The sequence below is a fragment of the Pseudomonas ulcerans genome (genome assembly GCF_036324125.1).
GTDB lineage: Bacteria > Pseudomonadota > Gammaproteobacteria > Pseudomonadales > Pseudomonadaceae > Aquipseudomonas > Aquipseudomonas ulcerans.
Map to the genome: position 1 here is coordinate 60,417 of NZ_JAZDQN010000004.1, position 26,222 is coordinate 86,638.

Consider the following 26,222-nt stretch of genomic DNA (forward strand, 5'->3'; position numbering starts at 1 on the left):
AGGGCTGCCGAGTGATTGCAAGGAGTTGGATGTGGGTTTGCAAAAGCGTATCGGGGATTTGGTCGCCAGCGTAAGCGCGGGCATGTTTGAGCGTGAAGAGATCATCGCGGTATCCGTGCTGGGAGCACTCTGCGGGCAGAATACATTCTTATACGGGCCACCCGGCACGGCCAAGAGTCTGATTTCTCGCCGTATAGCCTGCGCCTTTGAGCAGCCAACCTATTTCGAATACCTGATGAACCGCTTCAGCACACCTGAAGAGGTGTTTGGCCCTGTGTCCATAAAAGCGCTGAAAGAAGATCGCTACATTCGCAAAACAGATAGTTATCTGCCCAAGGCCGATTTCGCCTTCCTTGATGAAATCTGGAAGTCCAGCCCCGCTATTTTGAATACCCTGCTGACGTTGATTAACGAGCATGTGTTCCGTAATGGTGAAGCCATTGAGAAAGCCCCACTCAAGGCCCTGATTGCTGCATCCAACGAAACGCCAGATGCCAATCAAGGCCTAGAAGCCTTGTATGACCGCTTTATTGTGAGGCTGATGGTGGAGCCCATTCGTGAAGCCCAGCACTTCGATCAGCTACTTAATAGCAAACCGACCGAAGCCAAAATCGACATCCCCTCGGCTCAACAGGTGAAGTCCAGCGAATGGGATGAATGGATGACCCAATTGCATCAGGTCAAGCTGTCTGCTGAGACGCTAACCATCATCCACTTGATCCGCGAACAGCTGGGGCAGCAATACGAAACGCTCAAGGTTTATGTCTCCGACCGCCGCTGGCAGCGCGCAGCGATGCTTATGAAGGCAGCAGCCTTTTTTAATGATCGCAAGGAAACCAACCATAGTGACGCCTTGCTGCTGCAGCACTGCCTGTGGACTCATGAAGAAAATCGTCAGGCTGTCTGGGATATCGTTGCGGAGGCGGTAAAGGCCTGTGGGTTTGATAGTGGTATAGATTTGGCTGCACTGGATAAAGAGAAAGACGCACTAGACAAGGAGATAAAGAAGGAGCTTTTCCATTCTGCTGATATTTACAAAACGGTAAAGCTCTCCAACAAGGATTTCTTTCAATGCAAAGGCACCTTCAAGCCTAAAAACAGCTACTACAGCAACTACGAAAAAGCATTTGAGATATTCATCGCAAAAGATAGACTCAAGACAAAAGACGAGTTCCACCCGCTAGACAACAAAGGCAATGAACAAAAAAGTGTTAAGTGCAAATTTGACGGACAAGGAACCTGTCAGATCATCTTATCTAACGGCCACGTGGATTACCTGAGCATTAAGTTCACACCTGAAGTTCTTTTTCACAAAGGCGACAGAAAGGAAGATATTAACATACGATTAATCACCTCCCTTTCCTCTTCGGTGAGTGAAATTCGCGAGAAGCTCTCTTTCACTCTGAAAAAAGTAGAGAAAAAATTTAAAGCCTACGAGACTAAGCTGAGCTCGCCTTTTGTGCCGGCAGATAAGATTTCTCTAGCAATTTCCGGAATAGCACTACAAATCGAAGGTTTGCAACTTCGTATCAAAGACTGCGAGCGGCTGGAAGAATTATGCCGCTAGATCTACTGGCTAGTGCTGCCAAGGATGTTAGCGATAATGCTCAGCGTATCTTCGCGTCGCTATTAAGAGACTCTGATTCGATTGCAGGTCACATAGCAGAGAGGATTCGGCTGTGGCAACTGGCCTCGGCTGAAGAGCTGAAAGCTGAGTTCCCCTTTGCGCTATATGAGCAGCAGCTCTCGAACTGGCAAACCCGGAACCAGTCTCCCCCTATTTCTAGTGCAGAACTGGCAGCAGCTGTTGCGGAGTATGTTGCGCTCTGTCGTGTAGCCAAACTGCCGGACAATCAATCTTTTTGGCAGCGTGAGCTAGCAGCGGTGACGGCCTCTCCAACAGTTAACAAAAAACGTAAGGCCGATAGCACCGTAAGTGCCCGCCTTTTACGAGATGAATGGCAAAAGGCGCTAGATAAAGCGCGGGTCGAGTGGGAGCTTGAGCGCATATCCATGCTGCGCCGGCAGTTCATGGAGGAGCTCGAGGTATTTCTGCAGTTACTGCAACAGCTTCAACAGCAGTTGGAAATTCTGGGGTTGGACCCAGGTATATTACTTGACCTGTCCAAAGGAAATTTCTCTGCACAAGAGATCGAGCGCTTTAAGCGGTGGGCTAACTACTTGGCCAATGATCCGGGTGTTCGGTCGCTATGTGATTTGCTAGGCAAGCTGCGCCAGCTGGAGTTGTCAGAGCGCATTGAGCGGGCTCAGGTGCGTTATTCGCAAGACATCGAGTTACCGGATATCAATTCGCGGGAAGAGATCATCGGCATTCGCTTGGGGCGTGATATCGAGCATATGCTGCCGAGTGAGTTGGCGCTTTTGGCTGATCCCGAAACGTCCATTCTTTTCGACCTCAAGTACGTCGAGTCACGGCTGATGTGTTTTGACATGCAGGGCATTCAGCGCGTGCAGCAACATCACCAAAAGGAAGAGCTGCGTAGCGTTGAAGAGGCAGCTAAACAAGGGCCAATGGTGATCTGTGTCGACACCAGCGGCTCTATGAGCGGTATGCCTGAGACGGTTGCCAAAGCCGTGGCGCTCTTCATTGCAGGCAAGGCCAGGCAGCAAAAGCGAGCATGCTATTTGATTAATTTTTCCACCGGCATCGAGACGCTGGATCTTGGCGACGACTTTGGCATGGAGGCGTTGATCAAGTTTCTAGGCATGTCCTTTCACGGCGGAACGGATGCGATCCCGGCATTGGATCATGCGTTGGGTGTGATGAAAAGCGAAGCCTATGAACGAGCAGACCTGTTGATGATTTCAGACTTCATCATGGCTAGCTTGCCAGAGCATTTACGCCAGCAAATTGAGCAGCAGCGTACTCATGGCAACCGCTTCTATTCCCTGGTCGTAGGCGATTGCTTTATGACTCAGCGTTTAACCAGCCTTTTTGATCATGAATGGGTCTATGACCCACACAGCAGCCAGATTCATGAGCTGATTGGTTTTCAGCGAAAACTGGATGGCCGCCCGGAGAATCACAGCGCATGACACCAACACCGAAATTTCAGGAGGAGTACAGCGCAAAGCTTCCTGCTCTGGCGCTGCTATGCAACCTCGGCTGGGAATTCATGTCACCCGAGCACGCTCTGGCTGCGCGGGCCGGTAAGAGCGATGAAGTGGTGCTGCGTGATGTGCTGCGTGAGCAGCTGAGTAAGCGGCGCTTCCTGTTTGGAGGCGGTGAGTACCCGCTTTCCGCAAAAGCTATCGACAACCTGATCAGTGAAGTGTGCAGCCCTGCACTCAATGAAGGATTGATGGCTGCAAACGAACGGCTCTATAACCATCTGCTGTATGGCATCTCGGTGACGGAGTTCGTGGATGGTAAAAAGGCCAGCCCAACCGTGGCGCTGATCGACTGGCACAATCCAGCCAACAACAGTTTTATCTTCACTGAAGAATTTCGCGTGCTCCGCAGCGGCGGTGTGGAAGCGCGCAGGCCGGATATCGTTTGCTTCGTCAATGGCATTCCTCTGGTCGTAATCGAGGCCAAGCGCCCGGATGGCAATGCACAAAAAGGCCCGACAATCGACGAAGGCGTTTCGCAAAGCCTGCGCAACCAGCGCCATGACGAAATTCCCAAACTGTTCGCCTATAGCCAGCTACTGCTGTCGATCAATGGCAGCGATGGGCGCTATGCCACCTGCGGCACGCCAGCTAAGTTCTGGGCGGCCTGGCGCGAAGAGGATATCTCTACCTCTGAGTTGTACACGCTAAAGAATCGCCAACTGACTGGTGTGCAGAAGGCGGCAATTTTCAGCCATCGCCCAGCGGCTGATCTGCACTGGTACGAAAACCTGATCGCTGGCGGCGAGCTCGCACTGACAGGCCAAGATCAGTTGCTCATTAGCCTATTGTCCCCAGCCAGGCTGCTGGAGATGACTCGTTTCTTCACCTTGTTCGACAAGAAGGCCGGCAAGATCGTCGCGCGTTACCAACAGGTTTTCGGCATCAAACGGCTGATTGAACGGATCAATCAGAAACGCAAAGACGGCGGTCGTGAAGGTGGTGTCATCTGGCATACAACCGGCTCGGGCAAATCATTCACCATGGTTTTTCTGAGCAAGGCGCTGATCCTGCATGACTCTCTCAAGCAGTGCCGCATTGTGGTGGTCACCGACCGGGTTGACCTGGAAAGCCAGCTGAGCAAAACGTTTGCCTCGGGCGGCGAACTGGCTGGCAAGAAGGATCGCGAGGCTGCCATGGCCACTTCCGGCACGCGCTTGGCTGAGCAAATCGGTAAGGGCAACGAGCGCATCATTTTCTCGCTGATCCAGAAGTTCAACAGCGCTACCAAGCTGCCACAGTGCGTGAACACCAGTGCCGACATCATCGTGCTTATCGATGAGGGTCATCGTAGCCAAGGCGGTGAAAACCATATCCGCATGAAGCAGGCGCTGCCCAATGCGGCCTTTGTCGCGTTTACCGGCACACCGCTGCTCAAGGACGATAAGACGACGAACAAGTTTGGCCCCATCGTGCATGCCTACACCATGCAGCGCGCAGTGGAGGATCAGGCTGTGACACCGTTGCTCTATGAAGAGCGGATACCTGATCTGGATGTAAATGCGCGCGCCATCGACAGTTGGTTTGAGCGAATCACTGAAGGGCTAAACGAGCAGCAGAAAGCCGACCTCAAGCGCAAGTTCGCCAAGAAGGGGCAAATCTATAGCGCGGATGACCGTATTCGCCTGATAGCTCTAGATATTGCTAACCACTTCGTGAAGAACATCGACGAGGGGCTAAAGGGTCAATTGGCCTGCGACAGCAAGGCCTCGGCAATCAAATACAAGCAGTACCTGGATGAGGCAGGCTTGTTCGAGAGCGCCGTTGTGATGAGCCCGCCGGATAGCCGTGAGGGCAACACCGATGTGGATGAGGCGGCCTCTCCCGAGGTAACCCAGTGGTGGAAGAAAAACGTCGGCAGCACGGATGAGCAGACCTACACCAAGCAATTGATCGAGCGATTCGACAAGGATGACTCACTCAAGCTCCTGATTGTGGTGGACAAGCTGCTGACGGGATTCGATGAGCCGAAAAACACCGTGCTCTACATCGACAAGCCACTTAAGGAGCACAACCTGATCCAGGCGATTGCTCGGGTAAACCGTCTGCATCCACTAAAGAAGTTTGGCTTGCTGATCGACTACAGGGGCATCCTTTCCGAGCTGGATACCACGATCCAAAAGTATCAGGATCTGGCCTCGCGCACCCAGGGCGGCTATGACATCAATGACATCGCTGGCCTCTACAACCAGATGAGCAGCGAGTACAAACGGCTACCCCAGCTGCATAAGAACCTCTGGGCGATATTCTCCGATGTGAAAAACAAAGGTGACATCGAACAGCTGCGCCAAGTACTGGTGCCTAGGATGCAAGAGCGCGATGGTGAGCTGGTTGATGTGAATCTCAAGGTACGCGACGACTTCTATGAAGCGCTGACCGAGTTCGCTACCTGCCTAAAGGTCGCTTTGCAGTCAGCATCCTTCTTCGAGGACACCAGCTTTAGCGATGCCGACAGAGCTCATTACAAGGAAACTCTTAAACAGTTCTCCAGTCTGCGCCAACTCGCCAAACAAGATGCCGGTGAAACGGTGAACTACGACCAGTATGCCGAGCAGGTACGCAAGCTGCTGGATAAGCATGTGGTAGGCGTCGAGGTGAAAGACCCCGTTGGGGTTTATGAAGTCGGCAAGATGGGGCAGCAAAAGCCTGAACAGTGGAGCGAGGAAAAGACGCGCAACGAAACAGACATCATCAAGACCCGTGTCAGCAAGATGATTGAGCAGGAGTTGCGTGATGACCCCTACGCCCAAGAGGCGTTCTCCAAACTGCTGCGCCAGGCCATCGAAGAGGCGGCAAAGCTATTTGACCACCCGCTCAAGCAATACCTGCTATTCCACGAATTTGAGCAGAAGGTGCAGGCCCGCAAGCTCGATGAGCTGCCAGATGCTTTTGCAGGTAACCGGCATGCCCAGGCGTACTTCGGCATTTTCAAGAAGAGCCTTCCTGAGGCCTTGATTTCAGCTGATGAACATGCACAGGAGCACTGGGTAAAACTGGCTTTCAGCCTGGATGAAATGGTCACGACCTCAGTGGCTGAGCACTCAATCAACCCACAAAATATCGAAAGCGATATTCGTAAGAAGCTACTGCCGCTGCTCTTCAAGGAGTGCAAAGCTGTGGGCGCTGGTATGGATCAGGCGAAGGCCATGGTTGAGTGGGTGGTGCAAATCACGCGAGTAGGCTTGTCCGGCTTATGAGTGTGCCTATCGTCATGAGCGCTCCACCTGCCCCCGCAGTGTTGAGCTGGCTGAGCTTTCACTATGCCGATGAGTTGATACAGGTTGAAAGGGCGCGAAGGGCCCGCGATGTTTCACGCATTCTGATCAAGGTCGATCCAGACTGCCGCGTGCGCGTCAGTGCGCCGGATGGGGCCAGCGATGAACAGGTATTGGCCGCGCTGAAACGACGCAGTCGCTGGATCTATGAGCAGCTTCGTGAGTTCCGTGCTCAGCTAACGCACGTTCGCCCGCGGCAGTACATCAGCGGGGAAAGCCACTACTACTTAGGCAAGCAGTATGTGCTCAAGGTGATTGAGGCGCCTGATGAGCTACAGCAGGTGCGTTTGTTGCGGGGCAAGCTTGAGGTTTCTGTTCGGGTCAAGTCGGCAGACAAGATCCGAGAACTCCTTTACGCCTGGTACAAAGCTCGCGCCCGAGAGGTGTTTGATCGACGTCTAGATGCTGTCTTGCAACAAGCCCTTTGGGTTGCAGCCAAGCCGCCACTGCGCATCCTAAGCATGCAAACACAGTGGGGCAGTTGTTCACCTGCGGGCCGTATCACGCTCAACCCCCACTTGGTTAAAGCATCCCGCGAGTGCATCGACTATGTGATCTTGCATGAGCTTTGTCACATCGCCGAACACAACCACAGTGAGCGTTTCTACCGGCTTATGCAGCAGGTCATGCCGCAATGGGAAAAGACTAAAAAACGACTGGACGGTATGGCGGCTGCCTTGCTGAACGGCGGCTGAGCATCGTTTGATTAGCGCGCGCTTGCCAAAACGCTTGATAGCCAAGGATTAGCTGCCTTGTTTTGACTGTTCCACCAGCAGCGTGAAATCGAAAACGCTGGGCCCCGCAGAAAAGCTCGGGTATCCGGATTTTTTGGTTGATTGGCTCATATCATGATGACGGAACCAACCATCAGCTCAGCGGATTACCTGGTTGATGACGACTCTTCTTCACGGCCCCTGCAAGTTTGCAGCAACGCCCAGGTTCGCATGCCGAGATACGCAGTGAGGCTTCGCGATCAACACACCATGCATTCACAATGTCACTGCAAGGTCCGGCATGTCTCTGCTCAGTCCTTACGGCCTGAGCTAGCCCTATACAGCTGTTGTTTGCTCTCCTCGCTGATCCCCGTCAGGATGCCGCAGGCATTGATCTCCCGACCCTCGTTGCAACTCGCCCTCAGTGAAACGAGTTGTTGCTCAAGCGCTTGCAGAGCAGTTATCTGCGACCGCACATGAGAGATGTGGTCATCGAGCATGGCGTTGACGGCGGTACAGGGCTGGCGAGGGTCGTCCTGATAGCTCTGTAGCTCGCGAATCTCTGTCAGTGACAGGTCCAGAATTCGGCAGCGGCGGATAAAGGCAAGCCACTCGCCATGCTTCTCGGTATAGACACGGTAACCATTCTCCTGCCGTTCTGGCGGCGGCAACAGGCCCTGCTGCTCATAGAAGCGGATCGTCTGCGTGTCGATACCCGCTATCTGGGCTAACTGACCAATGCGCATCAGGCTTACTCCTCAACGGATCATCTGTCCCATTGACCTTATAGTAGCTATATAGTTTTTAATACTAGCAATCTATGTTGGTTAACTGGAGCCGTATCGTGAGTAAAGCCTGTGGTGGCCCATGTAGCTGCGATGCAACGCCTGCAGCGGATACCGATATGCCGGTCTCCTCCAAAGCGTCAGGGGAATGGGTCAGCGTGTATGCTGTGCCGAAGATGGATTGTCCCTCAGAAGAACGGATGATCCGCTTGGCGCTGAACGGCTTTGATGAGATTCGAACGCTGTCCTTCGACTTGTCGAACCGCCGATTGGAGGTCGTGCATGACGGCGAGGCTGAGCCCATTACCGCGAAACTGGCGACCTTGGGGCTAGGCGCCTCTCTTCAGGAAACCGTCATTGCCGACCCAGAGACGATCAAGGCCGCTGAGAGCTCGGCAGTCTCTGCTACGCAGGAGTCAGGCACTCTGCGCGTGTTGCTCGGTATCAATGCGATCATGTTCGTGGTGGAAATGACTGCTGGCCTGATCGCCCAGTCTACCGGCCTGATCGCTGATTCCCTGGATATGTTTGCCGATGCAGCCGTCTATGGCCTGGCTCTCTATGCCGTAGGGCGCAGTGCGAAAATGCAGGTACGTGCCGCGCATCTGGCAGGGGTACTGCAACTGATTTTGGCTATCGGCGTACTCGTCGAGGTGGTGCGACGCTTTGTTTTCGGTAGTGAGCCTGAATCGCTGATGATGATGGCGATCGCCTTCGTCGCGTTGATCGCCAATACCGGTTGCCTGCTGTTGATATCCAAGCACCGCGAAGGCGGCGCGCATATGAAGGCAAGCTGGATATTCTCGGCCAATGATGTGGTGATCAACATGGGCGTCATCGCCGCCGGTGCCTTGGTCGCCTGGACGGGGTCCAGCTACCCTGACCTGATTATCGGTACCATCGTGGGCCTGATCGTCCTCAACGGCGCTCGGCGCATCCTGGCGCTCAAGGGGTGAGGCTGCACGGTACGCAGCTATCGATGCCTGGGACACTTGATCGAAGTGGCTGTACAAGCGCGCTAGGCCTGAACGACAGCATATAGCGCGAAGGCTCGGAGCCAGCAAGGTAGCGTATCTAGGAATCAACCAAGGAAGGAAGATGATGGATAGTATCTGGCTGGTACTCGGCCTGGCGCTGTTGCCCGCCTTAGGCAATTTTAGTGGTGGGCTCGCTGCGGAGGCCTCCCGAACTACCGGGCGCCGTCTCAATTACGCCCTTCACGGCGCTGCCGGCCTCGTCATTGCGGTGGTGGCGGTTGAAATCATGCCGCGCGTGCTAGAGAACCTCTCAGCCTGGGTAATCGCCCTCGCTTTCGCGCTGGGCGGCATTGCTTACGTAGGTATCGAGAAGCTCGTTGAGAGTCTCCAGAAGCGACAAGGCCAGCAGGGAGAAGGCGGTCAGACGAGTGTCTGGATGATCTATATCGCCGTATCCATCGACCTGTTCAGCGATGGCCTCCTGATCGGGGCGGGGTCGGCGGTCTCACCGTCGGTCGCGATAATCCTGGCGGCGGGTCAGGTTCTCGCCGATGTTCCTGAGGGCTTTGCGACGATCGCCACCATGAAAGATAAAGGAATCCCTCGTAGCAAGCGGATACTGCTCTCTGCTTCCTTCGCGATTCCTGTGCTCTCGGCAGCCGTCTTTGCTTACTTCGTACTCAGGAACCAGCCGGAGGCATTTAAGCTAGCGGCACTGACGTTCACGGCAGGCCTTCTCACGGTCGCTGCCATCGAAGATATGGTCTCCGAGGCTCACGAGAGCGGTGACGATACGCACATCTCACCGCTGGCTTTCATAGGCGGCTTCGTCCTGTTCGTTCTGGTATCAGCGGGCTTGGAAGGGGTGGTATCGCAAAGCTAACGTACTGCTCCCCAACACAGCCACTGTCGTGCTGGCCGAATACGAAGCAGCTCCCAGCTTACGGCGCACCTAGTCGAGTCCAGAAACATTCACTTTGCCACCCTGGCCAGCCGGCCGAATGAATTGACGCAGCTTGATTAAGCGGAGCAAGAAAGCATGAGCCACAGGGTTGATCCTGGATTCGGAGGCGAGAGAGCATTGGGTGATAAGTGCGCGCTACCCTCTAGCCTATACACGGGCGTGCGCTATAAGCCGCTTCTGACAGGGGGGATGGCTCTACTTGCTGGAGGCGCCATGCCGCTTGCCTTTGCCCCTGTGGGCTGGGCATGGCTTGCGGTGATCGCTCTGGCAACATTTTTTGTCCTGACCGCGCAGTCTTCAAGGCGTCAGGCGCTGTGGTCGGCCTACCTCTTTGGCCTTGGCTACTTCGGCGCGGGTGTCTCCTGGGTCTTTATCAGCATTAGCCAGTACGGCAATGGCCCCGTGGTGGCGGTGTTAGTCACGGCGGCCTTTGTCTCGCTGCTCGCCCTCTTTCCATGGGGCGTCGCGTACCTCGTGCGCTGCCTGCGCCCTGAGATGGATGCAATGGCACTCTGGCTAGGGCTACCTGCGGCATGGGTGCTGAGTGAATGGATGCGCACCTGGTTCTTGACCGGCTTTCCCTGGCTCTTCATTGGCTACAGCCAGACCGACACCACACTTGCCACTATCGCTCCCGTCTTTGGCGTGCTTGGCGTGAGTTTACTGGTGGCACTTCTCGCTGGCGGGCTTGCCTGGGTTGTCCAGGGGCCAAGCCTGCGCCGTGCTGCGGTAGTCGGTGCCGTGTTAGTCGCTACCCTCGCCGGCTTGCAACTGCTGGATCGTGAATGGACGCAGCCAGCCGCTGACCCGATCGATGTCGTCCTCTTGCAAGGAAACATCGCGCAAGACAAGAAATGGGACCCGAGATACCGGGACATCACACTTGAGCGCTATCAGGCGCTTACCGCGCAGCATCTCGGAGCCGATATCGTGATCTGGCCAGAAGCGGCAATCCCGATGTGGCATGACCAGGCCAAAGCATATCTTGCTGAGCTTGAGGCGTTAGCCGATCAGGCAGGCACATCGTTAATGATTGGCGTCCCGGTACGCGAGGCGGAGGGCCGTACCTACAACGCCGTGGTAAGCCTCTCCGATCCCTCAGGCTTCTACTACAAACGCCACCTGGTGCCCTTCGGTGAATATGTTCCGTTTCGGGATCTTTTGGGGTCGGCCCTCGACGTGCTCGGGGCGCCCATGTCCGACTTCACACCGGGACGGGAAGCGCACGTCCTGAATGCAGCAGGGGTGCCGGTAGGGGCACTCATCTGCTACGAGGCGGTCTTTGGTGCCGAAGTCACTGAGCTTCTGCCCGAAGCGCAGTTACTGGTGAATGTCAGCAACGATGCCTGGTTCGGCAGCTCGCTCGGCCCCCTCCAGCATTTCCAGATGGCACGCATGCGTGCCATCGAAACCGGACGTGACCTTCTTCGAGCCACGAACACCGGTATCACAGCAGCCATCAATCATGAGGGCAAAGTGCTCAAGCGTGCTCCGCAGTTCGAAGTGGCCACCCTCAGCGCCGAAGTGACACCGCGAACTGGCGCGCCCCCTTATGTGCGCTGGCGGGATTGGCCTGTCCTTGGCCTGACCGCACTCGGACTCGGCCTGCTCCTGCTCCGTCGAATTCGTCGGCATCATCGGTTGGGTACATGACGCTTGTTATTTAGCAGCGAGCAAATTCTAGATTGGGTCAGGAGGAAGGGGATATGTCTACTTATGGCAGTCGGCTCGCAGAGAAAGCCCACGAGCCGGGAAAGGCGATGCGCTGGCTGTGGCTCTCGCTCCTGTTACTGTTTGTCGATCAGGCGAGCAAGTACCTTGCCAGCACCATGCTAGCGCATGGTGAAAGCGTGCCTGCCGCACCCTTCTTCAATTGGGTCCACCGCCACAATACGGGGGCGGCCTTCAGCTTTCTCGCGGATGTCGGCGGTTGGCAGCAGCCGCTTTTCATCGGACTGGCCCTGGTTATCTCGATATTACTGGTGTACTGGCTTTGGCGTTCACCACGCGTACTGAGTTATCGGCTCGCCCTCAGTGCGATCCTCGGCGGCGCGTTGGGCAATGTCGCAGATCGCTTGCGGTTAGGCTACGTAGAGGATTTTCTCGATTTTCACTATGCCCAGTGGCACTGGCCATCGTTCAACCTAGCGGACGTATGGATCTTCCTCGGTGTCGCCCTCTTTATTTGGGCGGAAATACGACATCAACCAGGCAGCCGCCGCCGCTGAATCGCCTAGCGTCTTCGCTATCGCATGCTTGACTTCCGGAATAGGCGCGTCCTGGGCCTTGATAAGGCGGCACGCCTTCATGAGCCAGCTGTACGTTCCTGATGCACGACTGCTGCCAAGGGCTCTGCTGCATCCTAACCAATCTGGAAGAGCGCACCCTGCTGGACCTGCTACCCGGTCGTCAGCAAGAGAGGGTGACAAGACGCCTCATGAGCATGGCCAACCGCCACCAGGTCGAGATCGTCAGCATGGACATGTGGAAGCCCTACCGCCGCGCCTTCCAGACGGTGCTGCCACAGGCCCGTATCGTGGTCGATAAGTTCCACGTCGTGCGCATGGCCAACGAGGCCTTAGAGAAGATCCGCAAAGGCCTAAGGAAGGAGTTGAAGCCCAATCAGCGCCGGACCCTCAAAGGTGACCGGAAAATCCTGCTGAAGCGCGCTCACGACGTTTCAGACCGCGAACGGCTCATCATGGAGACCTGGACAGGAGCATTCCCCCCAGCTCTTGGCGGCTTACGAGCACAAGGAGCGCTTCTACCATATCTGGGACTGTACCAATCGGCGTGGTGCCGAACAGGCTCTCGCCACCTGGATTGACAACATCCCTCAGGGGCAGAAGGAGGTTTGGAAGGATCTCGTCAGCGCCGTCAGTGGCTGGCGTGAAGAGATGCTGACCTACTTTGAGACCGACATCCCGATCACCAACGCTTTCACGTAGTCGATAAACCGCCTAGCCAAGGACAAAAACCGTGATGGCCGGGGCTATTCGTTCGAGGTAATGCGAGCCCGGATGCTCTATACCACCAAGCACAAGAAGAAGGCGCCACAAGTCAAGGAATCCCCGTTTCTGGGCAGAGCCACCATGACCTACAACATGGGACTCCCCGAGCCTGAGAAGAACTTCGGTGTCGATCTATCAACCTTCTGGAAGGACTAAGGGTTGGATGGGGCTGGAAGGCCCATCAACCACTTAATCCGGATACCCAAAAGCTCAGAGGGTACCCCTGTCCAGCGTAAAGCTGGGCAGGGGAATCTATCCGGGTAAAGGTTTTACGGGTTGCCTGCCATCTGGCGGGCATAATAACGATCGCTGAGGTCTTTATTAGGATCAGCCTTGAGCCAGCGCTCGGGCTTGGTGCAGTCCATGCAGGTCAGTGTTTTCTTGTCAGGGCTAAGACTATACAGGTGGGCCTTGGGGCCAGTTCCAATCTTCAGCCCAGCTTCCGAAACTTCGAACCCAGGAACCTCGTGCCCCAAACGATCCATGGTCTCAAATTTGAACGACCAGCTTTTGATCTGGCTTTTGCGCCAGATGGTCATGATGGTCAAAGGGTCTTGTTTCGTTGTGCGCTGATAGACCCAATCGCCTTCATAGGGAGTTAGCTTCGGAGCTTCTAGATCCCGCATCCCCTGCTGCAAGGCTTTCTCCTGTATTTTGGCAAGCTCGGCATTTAATTGCTCCTCGTCCCTCCCGGCCTGATCTTTGAGCATCTGGTCTACGTCATAAGGCCCTTTGGGGTCATATTTCCAAACCGTATCGTCCTTGATGCGAAGAATCTTGCAGTTGAGGCAGTCAAGGCTTTGCTCGTCCACATTACGCTTCATGGCCAAGCGTTCGGAACTATTTACGTCGTCAAGAAGAAGCTTTCCATCTTTGACAGAGACGGTCATTTTGACAAGCGGCTTGATGCGGCCAGTACCTAGCTCCTGCCCAATGAGCTCAGCTTCATTGCCATGGATATTAAGGACTAGCTCAACTTTGCTATTCGACGGATTCTTAGCGCGATAGCTGCCTGTGAAATCCTCGCCCCCGCAACCGGCGAGGAGAGTGCCAGCAACGACTGTTGCCGCTAGTTTAATTATGAAACGCATATCATCTTTCCAGTAAGTTTGTCTTGTAATGCCCGTATTGAGGCGCGATCCATTTGCGGAAGGAAATGGGTGAAGACCTTTTGGTCACGCTACTTCTGGCCCTATCGCTACAACCAGGGCTTGTAAGTGTTGGGGCATTGGTTTGGGACGGACTACTTTCTGAGCGGCAGGGCATCGTAAAAATGCTGCTCTCGGACTCAATGAGCATTCCTTGCTGATGGTTCGATCCGCTTACGTGATTGGCGGATGCAAAGCGCGCACTCCTTGCGAATAAGGTAAAGCCGACCCACCATGCCAAGCGCTACCATGTAAACGAGAGTCGGCCTGCGAGGCGACCGATGATGGCTTCAGGTTACGAAGCGGTGTTTTAGCAAATTCACAGTATATTGTGAAGACCACAGATGGCTCGACCCAGATAGTCCTCCCTTTTAAGGGAGGGCTTCCGTGGAGGTCGGATTGGCGTTCGGTAAAGTCTTGCGCAGGCGGCGTGTCGCAGCAGGATTTACCCAGGAACAATTGGCCCATGAGGCAGAATTGCAGCGTAATTACGTCAGCCTGATGGAGCGGGGCGTCAACCAGCCAACCATTACCACCTTGCTCAAGCTAGCCATCCCTCTGGGCTGCACAGCAGCAGAAATCGTCGACGAGGTAGAACAACTCGTTGCACACTCCTGAGCACCGGTGTCCTCTGAGCCCCTCAGTTGACGAGTGGTTGAACGATCGACTCAAGCGCACTTCTCATCCTAGAGTCGACCACCAAAGGCTCCTGCTCCAACCAAAGACCTTTGTCCACGAGATCATGCACCAGCTTGGGCGCATGACGAAGATCAAGCCCAGCAGGCCATGGCTTTTTCAACTTCCTAGGCTCAACGCACTCGGTCCAGAAGGATGGAACGAACCAGCACAGATCCGACCGAAGCTCTCGTAGTTTCAGGAAGATTCGTACGCCGTTCGGGTCGAGATCACCAAAGTGAACGACAGGAACCTCGGGCTGCACCTGAGCGAGTAGATGCACAACAGTGGCTATGTCCCAGCCAGGGACATGAGCCAAAAGCCATCCGTCCAGCATCGGCAGGTCACGCCAAGCGCCAGAGTTTTCCACCAGCAAGACCGCTCGCAAGGGACCTTCCAAGATGAGGCCATCCAGGAAGGCCCGCTCCGGGATCGGTGCTTCACCAAGAATACGGGCAAGCTTCCACAGATCCAGGACACCCTGCTCGGTCTGTGCCACCAATCCACGCGGTGGTCGCAAGCGTAACAATCCGTCGTGGGTCGCTTCGGTGCCGGCAAGCGCGGCTTGCCGGCGCGGCGTGAGCACCGCTTTGGAGTGGGGCGCGGTTAGCGCGGCTGCAGTCCGGCGATTGAGACGTCCTGGCAGCGCCGGAAGCCGCCCTGCGCGGCGCGAATCTTCCAAGCGAGCCCAACCATCAGGCGTAGGAGAAAACCCACCCGCTGTAAGTGCCGCCAGAGCTTCCTGCCAGTCCGGCCATACCCGCTCAAGCAGCGCAACGAGTTCAGTGCGGCGAGCCTCTACCAAGGCAATCTGATCACGCCGGCCGGTCGAGCGGATCCAGGATAGCTCTGCCAGAGTGTCATACGCTTTCACCTGTGAGGCGCGGCGCTTGAGCGTCCCCTGCACCAGCAACTCGAGCAGAGCGATGCGCTGCTGCGGCGTCTGCCACATTAGCCTACGCTCCTGGTGCGACGACCGAACACCAGAACTTCCTCGCGCCCCTCGGGCGTCACCTGGCGCACCAAGCGATAAGTCGTATTGCCTTCGGCACGTGCCACTTCGGGGGCCGCGATCATCAACTGCAGATCCAGTGTCTGACACAAATCGAACAGGACGCCGAGATTGTCCGGCGACAGACGGTTGGCTTCGTCCAGGAACAGGAAACGCAGCGAACCGTGAGCGCGCTTACCGCGCAGCAAGGTTGCATCGCGTTCCCACTCGGTGAGAACCACCATCATCAACGCAGCACCGACACCGATCGCCTCGCCGGTCGACAAACGTGTCGGGTTGGCGACTTCCCACTCGGTGCCGGACTTGCGACGGATCTCCACCTGCAGATGCACGTATTCCCGATAATCGAGCAGACGCTGCCCTGCTGAGCGCCCACCGCCGTAGCGACGAAAGATTTCGTCGAGCGCCTCCTCGATCGGCATGTCCGCCTGGAACAGCAGCTCCTGGGCCGCACCTTCACGCAGGGCGCGAAGGATCTGCTCCATACGTTCGACAGCCTGCATGCGCACACGGATGCCCTGAATGCTGCCGAAGCTGACCTTTTCTAGATTCTTGGTCAAGCGAGTGACTTGGCCACGCGCCTTGCGGATCTGTACGTCAATGCCTCGTGCTACGTCTTCGCTAGCTCCACGCAGGTCGCTTTCCTGACGGGCGAGACGCTCTTCGAGGTCAGACAGTTGGTCGCGCAGCCGGATGAGCGCCTCGCGCGGGTCATCGACCTCGGCCACCTGTGCCGGCAGGCGGCGGCGCAGCCAGTCGCGCACAGCCAGCCAAAGCGTCAGGATGGCATCAGCGAAGGCGGCATCGGAGGTATCGCGCAGCTGTTGCAGTTCGGTCAGCAAGACCTCCCCGCCGCGCGCACTACCCAGGCGTTCCAGTAGGACACCTCGGCGTATCTTGGCTTCCTGGACAAAATTAATGTGGCCACGGATGTCGGCAAACTCTTCAGGGGTTCTGGTCAGCAACTCGCCCACCAGACCATCGCGCATCGCCCAGTCAAGTAGGTCATCCCAGCGCTTACGTGCCGGCTCGGCCTCACGGCGTTCGATAGCGAGTTTGTCGTCGGCAGATTGCAGATCCTGCTGGGCGTTCTGTAAGCCATGTTCCTGGTTGCCCTTAGCCGTCAGCAACTCATCGCGCCGCGTCCCATGGGTACGCAGTTCTTGTTCCAACCGCATCACCTCGGCACTAGCAGCCGACAGGGCATCCTCGGTGGGAGCGGGTATGCCGAGGGAATCGAAATGTTCAGCGGCGGATTCATGTTCCTGTCTTGCGTTGTCGTACTGGCTTTGCGCTGCAAGAAAGCGCTTGCTCGCTTCCTCATACTGGGCTTCCGCGTGGGTGACCTTGTTTTCGCAATCTTGTTGCAGCGTTTCGGCTTCGCTCAGTTGCTCTTGCAGCGCCGGAACCAGTTCTTGCGAGTCTTCGAGCCGACCTGGAGCTTCCTCCCAGGACAACGCTTCGGCGTTGTCGCACAGATATTCGAGTGCTTCGATCCCTGCATCGAGCTGCTGGCGCCGCCTCTCCAAGGCATTGGAGTGAAGCGTCAGGTTTTCTATATCCGGGTCCGACAACGGAAGCTGGCGCAAGTCACCAAGCCCGTGCTCCACACGTAGGACATCTTCCTGGTTGGCGGCGATCCAGCTTCTGGCCTCGACTGCTTGCGATGCTTTTTCGCTGAGGACTTGCACGCGCTCGCCATGATCGGGGGGATCGAGCAGCATCGCCTCGGCCAGCAACGAACGCAGTCTGCCAATACGCGGCTGCAGTGTCTGTGCCGCTGTAGCATTGCGATCAGCCGTTTCGCGCTGCTGCTCGATCTGTTCATCGACCAAGGTGATCGCCTGCTGCGCCTCGGTGATGGCACTTGCAGGATCCCCCGCCAGCCAAACCTCCAGCCCAGCAAGTAGAGCATCGCCATCGGCCTGCAGCCGCTCCAGCGTGCGCCGTGCACCCCTCATCGCATTCAGCTCGGAGGCTTTCTCTTCGGCCTGCGCCTGCAGGTCGGCTGCCCTTTTCTCGCGCGCCCGCCGCCCTATGCGCGGCTTGGTGGGAATACGGGACAAGCGGAGAGCGATACCGTCTTGGATAGCAAGATCGCCTTCGCCGGCAATCGTGGTGTCGGAGGATTCTGCCAAGCGATAGAGGTCGGCATCACGCGGCACCAGTAGCACGTCAGCTAGTTCCTCTGGCCGGTCCACAGCCGCAAGAGCTGCTGCTGTGAGATCGTTGACGACCAATGCCTGCACCAAGGCCCCAAGCCGGGCTTCCAGCACCGCAGCCTCCTCAATCGCCACTTCTTCGTAACTACCGGCCAGTAGTTCGGCACCGAGCCTGTCCTTGAGCTGCAACAACGCAGGAGAGAACGGGCCTCCGGCCGCCAGTAAATCGCGCGCTTCGCGGATCAGTCGCTCCTGCGCTTGCTGTGCCTGCTGTTCGGCCCGGCCTGCCTCGGCGTACTGCTTGCCTAAGAGAGCACGGGCTTCATCCAGGTTGCCCCGATCCTCTACTCGTATACCGAGGTGTTCGGACAAGCGCATAGCGCATTCCGTCAGCTTCCGCCATTGCGGCTCGCGTGCCAGCAACTGCTGATATTGTTGCTGGAGCTCCTCGCGCCGGCGTCGTAGCCCGGCAAGTTCGCCATTAGCCGTCCGTTGCGCCTGCTCGTGTGCGGATCGTTCGGCTTCAGTATTGGTGAGCAAAGCGTTGACGACTTGCGTGGCGGGCGCCTGGGTCAAGACCACACCTAACTCGCTCGCCTGTGCGTGCACCCGAGCCTGCCGGACCTGCAACTGTTGCGCTTCGGCCAGTTCACGTTCGATGCTGGGAACCTGATCAGCAAGTACGCTCAGTTGCCGGTGAAGACGCAACGCTTCAGTAGCCGCATCGTACGCAGCGATGATTTCGACATCCCGTCCCGCGAGCCGCCGCACAGCCGCTATGAGCTGCGCATGCCGCTTACGATGCTCCAGCGCATCGGACAGGCGTGTCCTGGCTTCACGACGCTCCTGATCGATGGACTCGAGTGTGTTACGTGCCGATGCGAGGTGATCGACGAACTGCGCCGGGAGCAAAGGGGCAACTTGCAAAGTCATCTCGGCTTCCCGCAGTCGTCGGGTTACTTGGCGATAGGCAGCGGCCCTGCGATGCAGTTCCTCTATGCCCCGCTGCAGGTCGGCGAGACCCTCAGCGGCGCGTTTGTAACCCTCCTGGGCACGCTTGAGTTCCTCGCGGTTGCGGATTCGCAACGTTTCAGCCTCGCTTCGCAGCCTGCCCGCTTCCTGTGCTTCGCGCTCGGTCTCCGCGAGACGGATAACACTCTGTAGCAGGGTGCACAATGCCGCCAAGGCATCCTTCAGCTTGGAGTGCCAATTGCGTGCGGCTTCGAGCACTCGATCCAGTTCGCCCTTGTGAGCATTGAGCTCATCCAACTCGGCCAGAGTCGCGTCGAGTGCTCCGCGCGCAACTTCCTGCGCCTGGAAGGCCTGATCACGCGTGCTCTGAGCCTCGCTCACCCGGCGTGCCAACTCGTCGGCACGTTCGCGAGTAGCGAGGAAGGCCGCGCCGAACATGGCCTGGCCGGCTTCGAAGATACTGCCGATTTCTTGCTCCAGGCGGCGCGATTCTTGCACTTCAACCCGCGTGCGCCGGCAGGAATCCAGGTTTGATCGCATCCTCTGCAAGGTATCAGCGAGGCCACTTTGCTCCCTGAGCAGGAACGAGCGTAGCTCCGAAGTGAGCACCCTTGAGATGCCGCCGGTCATGCTGGTACGCAACATATCGTTAAACTTATTGCGCTCCTCGTCGGTACCAAGGCGCAGTGGCATGACTCCCTGGTCGAATAGCGCGGCGAAGTACTCCCGGGCGGAGGGATAAGATTGTAATCGCCCACCGAGCCGCGCCGCGTTGTCGCGCAACTCCTGCAACTCCGGCACAGACTCGACGCCCCCCTGTGCAACCAGCAGCAGATCTTGCAATCGGATCGCAGGGTCGAGGCCCCAGACAATAAATGGGGTAGGCTCCACGGAGGGTTCACCTTTGCGTTCCAGATGCACCCCAGCCAGCAGCCTCTGTGCACCTGCAAGGGCAAAATCTACCACCACGTAGGAAGGGCGTCCGGGATCACCTAGACGTCCCCAAATACCCTTGTCGCCGCCAGTCGCTCCAGTCTCGCCGAGATTGGTGAAGCGCAGGCGGGACATATCGGGCAACAGAGCGACATAGGCGGCAATCATCACCGTGGTCTTGCCGGCACCGTTGCTGCCTTCCAGCGCAGTGACATGCCGATCGAGTAGATAACGCTCGTAGAAGACACCTTTCCAATTGACCAGGGCTAAAGCATCGGCACGCGTTCGACTCATGACAACATTTCCTCCCCCTCCGCGTCGCCGCTATCGTCATCCATGTCGTTAGCATCACCCAGTAATACCTCTCCACGCGCAACCAGCCGCTCTAGGGCGTCGCTGGGATCTGTGAGCCCGCGAACTGGCTCGGCAAAGCGCATGAGTGCCGGACGCAGGCGCAATCTGGCCGCATCAACCACATCGATGAAACCCAGCTCAGCTAACTTACGCAGCGCCTCGTCCGCTTTCCCTCGCACAGTTTCAGCGGCAATGCGTTCGTCATACTTGCGTCTACGCGGATTTAGCGTACGCACTAGCACATCGGTGCCCAGTAATCCGGACAGCCGCTGCAATAGCGCTTCACGTGTCGCCATGCCGCCATGCTGCAAAGTCACGGGATCGAGATACATCAGCGCCAGCACCTGCCCGATAAGCATTTCGCCGACGGATAGCTGACGTCGCCCCAGCCGCTCGCCGCTGGGCAGCAAATAGAAATAGCCATCGCTCTGCTGGATCAGCTCACAACCGAAACGCCGATAAAAAGGTTCGAGCAGCGCCTGTGCCTCCACCAGGTAATCATAGGGGCAGCCATCATCTCGACCGATATGGCGTCCACGTCGCAGCATCAGATCCACCTCGGGGAATCGCTCGTCGACAATCACCTCTTCCAGAGAATCGAATACGGCATCGCTCACTCCACTTTCCTCCGGCCCTGGACAGTCCATTCCTCGACTTCGAGCTGTTCGCCCACTTCTAGCCATAGCCGCTCGCGGCTTGAACGCAATCGGGCTAGCCTTGCAGCTGCGTCAGCGATGCGACCCGCAGCCACGTATTGGCTATCGTCGGTCAGCGTGGCGAGTACCTGCACCGTTAGCCCCGCCAAGGTATCTACGCCCTCGTCGAGCGCCCGACTCACCAACACTTCGATATCTGCCAGCGCATTTTCAGCTTCCACCCAGGCTGGTTCGGCCTCACGATCAGTCTTTGGCCTGGCCACCACCGGACGCTCGACGCGTGCTTCAAGTGTACGTAGCAGGCAGATAGAGCCTGCATGCGCAGCTAGTAGATGGAAAGGCCTGTTTCCCCACTCCGCAATCTGATCGCGCAAGCGCTGGCTCAGCGCCCGATCAGGATCCAGTCTGACCACGTCGCGCAGGTAGCGGTGTACATACTGGTAGTATTCGGACCATGCCTTTTGGCGTGCACCGCCCCAGGCTCCGATCCGGTCTACATGTTCGATGACCCGCTGTGCGGCTCCCTCGGCTTCGACATTTTCTGCTGAAACGGCCAGCGCCTGGATGTCCTGGAGCAACGCAACGAAATGGTGTGTGTCTCGCAGCAGGATTTCATTGAGCTCGCGCAATGTGTGGGTCGTTGCGTCGAGCAGGCTCTGGCATCGATCGATTGCGCTAAACCAGTCGTTCGACAGCAGGCTAGCGATTTCCGCCTGGATTTCCTCCTGCTGGGCATCAAGCCCCCGCTGCCGACGTTCGATACCCGCCACCATGTCACCGACCGTGATCCTCAGGGGGGCGACCACGCGCTGACGCCAATCCTCATCGTTATGGGCCTTCCTGGCTGTCGCCAGGATGTCGGCAAGTTGAGCGCGCAAGGTACCGGTCAGTAGGCTGAGGCTTTCCCGAGTCAGGGCCTCGTCCGCCAGAAAGTATTCGATAACCGCAGCAGCAAGTCGTGTCAGCGCATACTCGCCCGCCCGAACGATGCCGGCGCCATCAACTCGGGCCAGCATGCGCTGCTCGCGTAATCGTTGAATGGCGTGCGTCGCGCGCTTGCGCGGATTTTCGGCAGCGGGTTCGACGACATCGCAGACCTGTTCAAACAGGTCGATCAGCAGATCTTCCTCGAACGACGCAAGCCCAGCCTTGTCCGCTCGCAGGTACAGACCTGCGAGAAAGCAGACATCCGCTGTTTTCAGGTCAAGATTGACCTGATCCCGTACCAGCGAGGCGATAAGGCGATTCGGATCGGATGCTGTCATAAGCGCTGAGTAGGCTTCTCTGCTACGCAGTATGAATGTATCCAAGCCTCATATTGTTCAGGCATGGACGGCCCCCTGTGCATCGGCCTGCTGTTCCTGAGTTTTGGCCGCGATCTCAGAATCGTCTGAGTATGCTTCTCGCATCATCATCTTGTAGTGAGCCAAATGCCCGGATTTGACGAAGATCGCCTTGAAGATATTCAGGTAGCTTTCCACCATTGCATCGTCGACAGCGACATACAGGTCATCGTGTGCGAAGTGGGAACCATCGTTGACCCATGAAAAAAGCGATCGGCATATGACCTTCTCACGCCCCTCGAACAGGTTGCAGATGTCGTCGGTATCGGTTCCACCGAGGATCTTGAAGTAGTTTTCAAGAATGCGTCTGAGGGTGTTCTGGATTGAAAGGTTGGATCGGTCGGCCCGTCGTACCTCCGCCCACAGCATTTCGTATGAGGTGACTATCGGGTTGCTTGTGTGGGCCTCTACTCTTGAAGAGTGGTGGGATTTTCGGACGACCCAGAAGGTTTCCTCGCTGCGCATCGCGTTTCTATCAGTGCGCCGGGCGTTGAAGCTCACTTCCTTGTGGAAGTAGACGTTATGGGTCAGTACGAAAACCTGTTTGATGTGACCGGTTCCTTGGCGCACCTCATCGAACAGCGCCTTGATCAGGCTGCTAACGATGAAGAGGATGTCGCTATCCAGACTCGACACAGGATCGTCGAAGACCACTATACGGTCAGTCGTCACGCCGCTTTCCGAATCGCTGCCTTTGAGCAGATGGTAAAAATAGAGGAAGGTGACGAAGGTACGTTCGCCTTCGCTCAAGGTTTCCTTCGCATCCATACCATCCGGTCGCCGCAGCACATAGGCGGTACCGCTATCTGCCTTGGCTAGGGAGAAACCATGAAAACCGAACGAGGCTAGCAAGGTATTTATTGCATCGATGGTCGGCTGGATGCTGGTGGTCGCACGCTCCAGCTCAGCTATTTCTTTCTCCACCTGACGCCGGTCTGCTTCCGCCGCTTCGATCTTTCCGTTCAAGGCAGTGATCGCGCCCACCAACCCTCGCTTCTTCGTCGAGTAATCCTGCAATGCGGGCGCCAGCTCGATGGCGACGATGTGTTTCCACACCTGGCTTGCCAATTGCTGCTTTTCTTTGCCCAGATTAGCTACCGTAGCGTTGTGTGACTCGATCTGCTCGTTGGCAAGCGCCAGTGCCTGGGAGATCGCGCCCAGAGCGTCAGCCAGAGGTTCCAGTGCAATGAGCTGGCTTGGCTCGCGTTGCTTATCGGCAAGATGCTGACGATTGAGGGCAATCCGAGAAGCCAGCAGCGCCACTTCTGTCTTCAGTGTTTCCGCATCGAGGAATCGGGAAGGCGCATTAAGGATCTCGGACAATTGCGCCAAAAGGTGATCGGCCGCCGCGGCATAGGTCTTAGCCAGTTCATCAATGGCACGACTGTCATCCAGAAACGTTTCGTCGAAATAGGCCTCCAGACTGGCCGCGAACGAGGCTTCTGTGGCTTGCTGGCAGAAAGGGCAGACTCCTGTCGCCTCATCGAAGTAAGCCCGGCCCTGCCGCACCCAATCGCTGTTGCCCAGCGCCTTGATCATTGCCGCGATATCGACATCTTCCCGGCCCAGAACGCGCTTGCTCAGGATCGGATTCGATTCGTGGGACAACAGCGCATCGAACGAAGGCAATACGACGCGGGGCTCCAACATAGGTGAGGGGCCAAAAATGGTCTTGGCTTTCTCCTGGAGATCGGCCAACGAAACCAATGCTGCAGAATTCCCAGCATGCTCCTGCAGCACACGGACCTTGAAGTTCTCGGCATTGTTGCGTACGCCCTGGAATGCCAAAGCGAATGCACTATCGTGCTTTTTTTTCTGGGCCCAGCATGTCTCCTGAAACCAAGCCTCGAGATCGGCGAGTTCTTTGCGTTTTCCTCCCAGACCATCCAGCCCTTCTAGAGTCTCCCTCAGACTGCTGATGCGTCCACTACAGCTACCGGACTCCTGTTTGAGTGCCGCGATCTTGGCAACGTTCTCGACGTTCTTTTCACCGAGGGTGAAGATGCCTTTGAGCTCTGCGGAAGGGCCGAAATTACGTGCAACGAAGTCGCGGTTGTAGACCATAGCCTGAAGGGGCACGCCGCTCTTCCAGCCAACATGGCAACTCGGATAACGAGTGGGGTTGTCGATCACCCTGGAAATTGTGGTTTTGCCACACCCATTGGCACCGTAGATAAAGTTGAACTTCGTCAGCCCATCAAGCGCTTGTACCTCTTGTCCATACGAAGCCACCCCCACTATCCGTATTGACTCAATCATTCGCCTCTCTCCCTAGGCAATCGGTGCCAATCTCTGGCCGGCTATTCGTTATATAGCTTGCAATGTCATTCGAATAGAGTGAGTGAAAGACTAGACCAGTCGAGGTCTAGTGATCTATTCCGGAGGCGCACGCTGGATATGGGCGATTTGGCGGAGAGTTCTGTCGTCACGAGGGTGTATTTGGCTAGTTCGGCGGAGGTGCCCCAGTGAGCGCTTGTGGCGGGTCAGTGGTTTTTGCAGGACTGCCACCGACATTTTGCGGTAGACGAGTGCAGCCACGGTGGCTACGGAGCGAAGTCTCGATGACCTATCAATGAACTGCCGGTGGATTAGCTGAATGCGGCATAGGGATATTAAATTCCCCCGGTGGTATTGCGGGATTTTCAGCTCAATAGGGGCGGTGTTAGCTAATAGGCCTGGGGCGAGTTCAATTGTCAGAAGCTGCGGCTAGAGATGAGTTGTAAATCAGGGGGACAGGTAGGGCCTTTTGTTCTGGCTGGTACACGTCCTGGTACTACGGCTACGTGAAGAGCTGTCACGCAATCTAAAGGCGTTCACCTGAAAGACACTGCTGGCTCAGCCAGCGCAAAGCGGCTCAGACCTTAACGAGGCGCGTATCCAGGCCGAAGCGTTCTTGGCTGATCATTCGATACCTGCCCTCGGCCAGCTCGCGACTGACAAGCAAGTTCCAAGAGTGGCGAGTGACGGCGGATGGGATCAGTACGAACGGATGCTCGGCCAGCAGGGCGTCTGCAAATTTCTGCTGGTTAGGTGAAGCGGATGCACTCGTCAGCCAGATAGGATTGGGAACATCTTCAGGCTGTACGACCTTGATAAGGCTTTGATCGAGCACCTCGAAGCATGTGAGCACATGCGCAACCGTATCCAACGCATCGAAGCCGACATGCGCCGCCACCTCCAAGATGGCGGTTGAGGGATCTGCCGATGCGTATACAACGTTTCGCCCCGGAACGTTCCAGCGGCCACCCAGCTTGTGGGCACCAATGCCACTGTCCCAGGTGTCCTTGTAGAGCTCACGGTCGAGGCGCCATGCGTACCATGAGCCAGACCAGGGTAATGGGTTCACTGATAGACCCCGTACTCAATGCGCTCTAGATAGTCCTCGACTGCCTGAAACCCCACTGGGTTGTCGATAACGTCCAGCGGCACGTCACCGTCCAGATACTTGCAAGGGCGCCCTAGCCATTCTTCGGCCAGCTTTTGGGTGCCGAATACATTGATCGCGTGCTCCAGCACCTTCGCGTACTGGAAGGCCACGGCGCTCTGTTGGGAGTTGAGGTGTGCTGGTTGCTTGCTGCCCTGGCGCTGAATCGTCCTGATGGACTTGCCCACAATGCGACTCATGATCTTCTTCGTCGAATACAGATCAGAAATCGCAAGCATGTCTTGCACGTCTTTCAGGTTGAAGCCTTTGACCGTGAGCCTGTAGACCATGACCGGACTGAGCTGGTCAGAGTCACTTTGGAAAAGGTATTCCGTTGGCCTACGGGCGGCGGGTGCTGCCTTGCGGGTGCGAGTGTCGGCGGAAACCATAACGTATTCCTCCAGATGCGACATATGGCATTATTGTAGCGTCATTTGGCGCGTCATGCGGCAGGTAAGTGCCTCTGGTATCGCTCTGTTCGTGGTCTGAATCGATTGTGCGCATTCCTGACGCCCCATTCCGGGTGCTCGTTCCCGACTTGCGCAGTTGAGCTGCTCGGGTGAGTTTTCGTCCACCGACAGCAATGGCTGGGATAGACGCGTTCGTTACCTTTCTCGAGCCTGCTCGCTCTTTGCTATGCTGCCGGTCTACGCCGCGGGATTTAGTTGGCAGCAGCCTGCCGCCTC

Annotated in this window: 18 protein-coding genes and 1 pseudogene; 10 read left to right on the forward strand and 9 right to left on the reverse strand. The window is 56.7% G+C overall.

What is annotated here, in order from left to right; translation table 11 throughout:
- Positions 1 to 31: 31 nt before the first annotated feature.
- Genes V0R59_RS05215 through V0R59_RS05230 form a run of 4 tightly spaced genes read left to right on the forward strand, consistent with a single transcriptional unit; the run spans position 32 to position 7,102 of the window.
- On the forward strand, positions 32 to 1,567 hold the full coding sequence (locus V0R59_RS05215; protein WP_330072652.1) for an AAA family ATPase: 1,536 nt from the start codon (positions 32 to 34) through the stop codon (positions 1,565 to 1,567).
- Positions 1,558 to 3,057, forward strand: coding sequence for a VWA domain-containing protein (locus V0R59_RS05220; RefSeq protein ID WP_033991398.1), 1,500 nt, complete (start codon positions 1,558 to 1,560; stop codon positions 3,055 to 3,057). Before V0R59_RS05215 ends, V0R59_RS05220 begins: the two co-directional genes overlap by 10 nt.
- Positions 3,054 to 6,329, forward strand: coding sequence for a type I restriction endonuclease subunit R (locus tag V0R59_RS05225; protein WP_033991400.1), 3,276 nt, complete (start codon positions 3,054 to 3,056; stop codon positions 6,327 to 6,329). The genes V0R59_RS05220 and V0R59_RS05225 overlap by 4 nt, the downstream gene beginning before the upstream one ends.
- A complete protein-coding gene (locus tag V0R59_RS05230) occupies positions 6,326 to 7,102 on the forward strand; it encodes a M48 family metallopeptidase (RefSeq protein WP_052029286.1) in 777 nt (258 codons plus the stop codon). The genes V0R59_RS05225 and V0R59_RS05230 overlap by 4 nt, the downstream gene beginning before the upstream one ends.
- Before the next feature lie 329 nt (positions 7,103 to 7,431).
- Here V0R59_RS05230 and cadR read toward each other — a convergent pair whose 3' ends face one another.
- Complete coding sequence (gene cadR / locus V0R59_RS05235) at positions 7,432 to 7,866, reverse strand: Cd(II)/Pb(II)-responsive transcriptional regulator (protein ID WP_008175821.1); 435 nt, start codon at positions 7,864 to 7,866, stop codon at positions 7,432 to 7,434.
- 98 nt (positions 7,867 to 7,964) lie between these two features.
- Here cadR and V0R59_RS05240 point away from each other — a divergent pair, with 98 nt between their 5' ends.
- The 5 genes and pseudogenes from V0R59_RS05240 to V0R59_RS05260 form a co-directional block, all read left to right on the forward strand.
- On the forward strand, positions 7,965 to 8,861 hold the full coding sequence (locus V0R59_RS05240; RefSeq protein WP_033991403.1) for a cation transporter: 897 nt from the start codon (positions 7,965 to 7,967) through the stop codon (positions 8,859 to 8,861).
- A 142-nt stretch (positions 8,862 to 9,003) separates the two neighbouring features.
- Positions 9,004 to 9,765: a ZIP family metal transporter gene (locus V0R59_RS05245; protein ID WP_009686175.1), complete on the forward strand. Its 762-nt coding sequence runs from the start codon at positions 9,004 to 9,006 to the stop codon at positions 9,763 to 9,765.
- 294 nt (positions 9,766 to 10,059) lie between these two features.
- Complete coding sequence (gene lnt / locus V0R59_RS05250; RefSeq protein WP_058147053.1) at positions 10,060 to 11,499, forward strand: apolipoprotein N-acyltransferase; 1,440 nt, start codon at positions 10,060 to 10,062, stop codon at positions 11,497 to 11,499.
- 53 nt (positions 11,500 to 11,552) lie between these two features.
- The gene (gene lspA / locus V0R59_RS05255) at positions 11,553 to 12,074 is read left to right on the forward strand and encodes a signal peptidase II (RefSeq protein ID WP_008930575.1); all 522 of its coding nucleotides are present in this window, start codon (positions 11,553 to 11,555) and stop codon (positions 12,072 to 12,074) included.
- Between the two features lie 128 nt (positions 12,075 to 12,202).
- Positions 12,203 to 13,013, forward strand: a pseudogene (locus V0R59_RS05260) (ISL3 family transposase); the annotation flags it as partial.
- Between the two features lie 113 nt (positions 13,014 to 13,126).
- Here V0R59_RS05260 and V0R59_RS05265 read toward each other — a convergent pair.
- On the reverse strand, positions 13,127 to 13,948 hold the full coding sequence (locus V0R59_RS05265) for a hypothetical protein (protein ID WP_057383679.1): 822 nt from the start codon (positions 13,946 to 13,948) through the stop codon (positions 13,127 to 13,129).
- Between the two features lie 444 nt (positions 13,949 to 14,392).
- Between V0R59_RS05265 and V0R59_RS05270 the strand changes: the two genes are divergently transcribed.
- A complete protein-coding gene (locus V0R59_RS05270; RefSeq protein ID WP_003288355.1) occupies positions 14,393 to 14,623 on the forward strand; it encodes a helix-turn-helix domain-containing protein in 231 nt (76 codons plus the stop codon).
- 22 nt (positions 14,624 to 14,645) lie between these two features.
- Here the strand turns inward: V0R59_RS05270 and V0R59_RS05275 are convergent, their stop codons facing one another.
- The 7 genes from V0R59_RS05275 to V0R59_RS05305 all read right to left on the reverse strand — a co-directional run bounded on the left by V0R59_RS05275 (position 14,646) and on the right by V0R59_RS05305 (position 25,925).
- Positions 14,646 to 15,632, reverse strand: coding sequence for a Wadjet anti-phage system protein JetD domain-containing protein (locus V0R59_RS05275; protein WP_003288356.1), 987 nt, complete (start codon positions 15,630 to 15,632; stop codon positions 14,646 to 14,648).
- Complete coding sequence (mukB, locus tag V0R59_RS05280) at positions 15,632 to 20,053, reverse strand: chromosome partition protein MukB (RefSeq protein WP_330072653.1); 4,422 nt, start codon at positions 20,051 to 20,053, stop codon at positions 15,632 to 15,634. The genes V0R59_RS05275 and mukB overlap by 1 nt, the downstream gene beginning before the upstream one ends.
- Complete coding sequence (locus V0R59_RS05285) at positions 20,050 to 20,730, reverse strand: chromosome partition protein MukE (protein WP_017679353.1); 681 nt, start codon at positions 20,728 to 20,730, stop codon at positions 20,050 to 20,052. The genes mukB and V0R59_RS05285 overlap by 4 nt, the downstream gene beginning before the upstream one ends.
- The gene (locus V0R59_RS05290) at positions 20,727 to 22,034 is read right to left on the reverse strand and encodes a condensin subunit F (protein WP_003288359.1); all 1,308 of its coding nucleotides are present in this window, start codon (positions 22,032 to 22,034) and stop codon (positions 20,727 to 20,729) included. The genes V0R59_RS05285 and V0R59_RS05290 overlap by 4 nt, the downstream gene beginning before the upstream one ends.
- Positions 22,035 to 22,091: 57 nt before the next feature.
- A complete protein-coding gene (locus V0R59_RS05295) occupies positions 22,092 to 24,371 on the reverse strand; it encodes an AAA family ATPase (protein WP_003288360.1) in 2,280 nt (759 codons plus the stop codon).
- A gap of 595 nt (positions 24,372 to 24,966) precedes the next feature.
- Positions 24,967 to 25,458: an RES family NAD+ phosphorylase gene (locus tag V0R59_RS05300; protein WP_017676524.1), complete on the reverse strand. Its 492-nt coding sequence runs from the start codon at positions 25,456 to 25,458 to the stop codon at positions 24,967 to 24,969.
- A complete protein-coding gene (locus V0R59_RS05305) occupies positions 25,455 to 25,925 on the reverse strand; it encodes an antitoxin Xre/MbcA/ParS toxin-binding domain-containing protein (RefSeq protein ID WP_003288362.1) in 471 nt (156 codons plus the stop codon). The genes V0R59_RS05300 and V0R59_RS05305 overlap by 4 nt, the downstream gene beginning before the upstream one ends.
- Positions 25,926 to 26,222 lie beyond the last annotated feature (297 nt).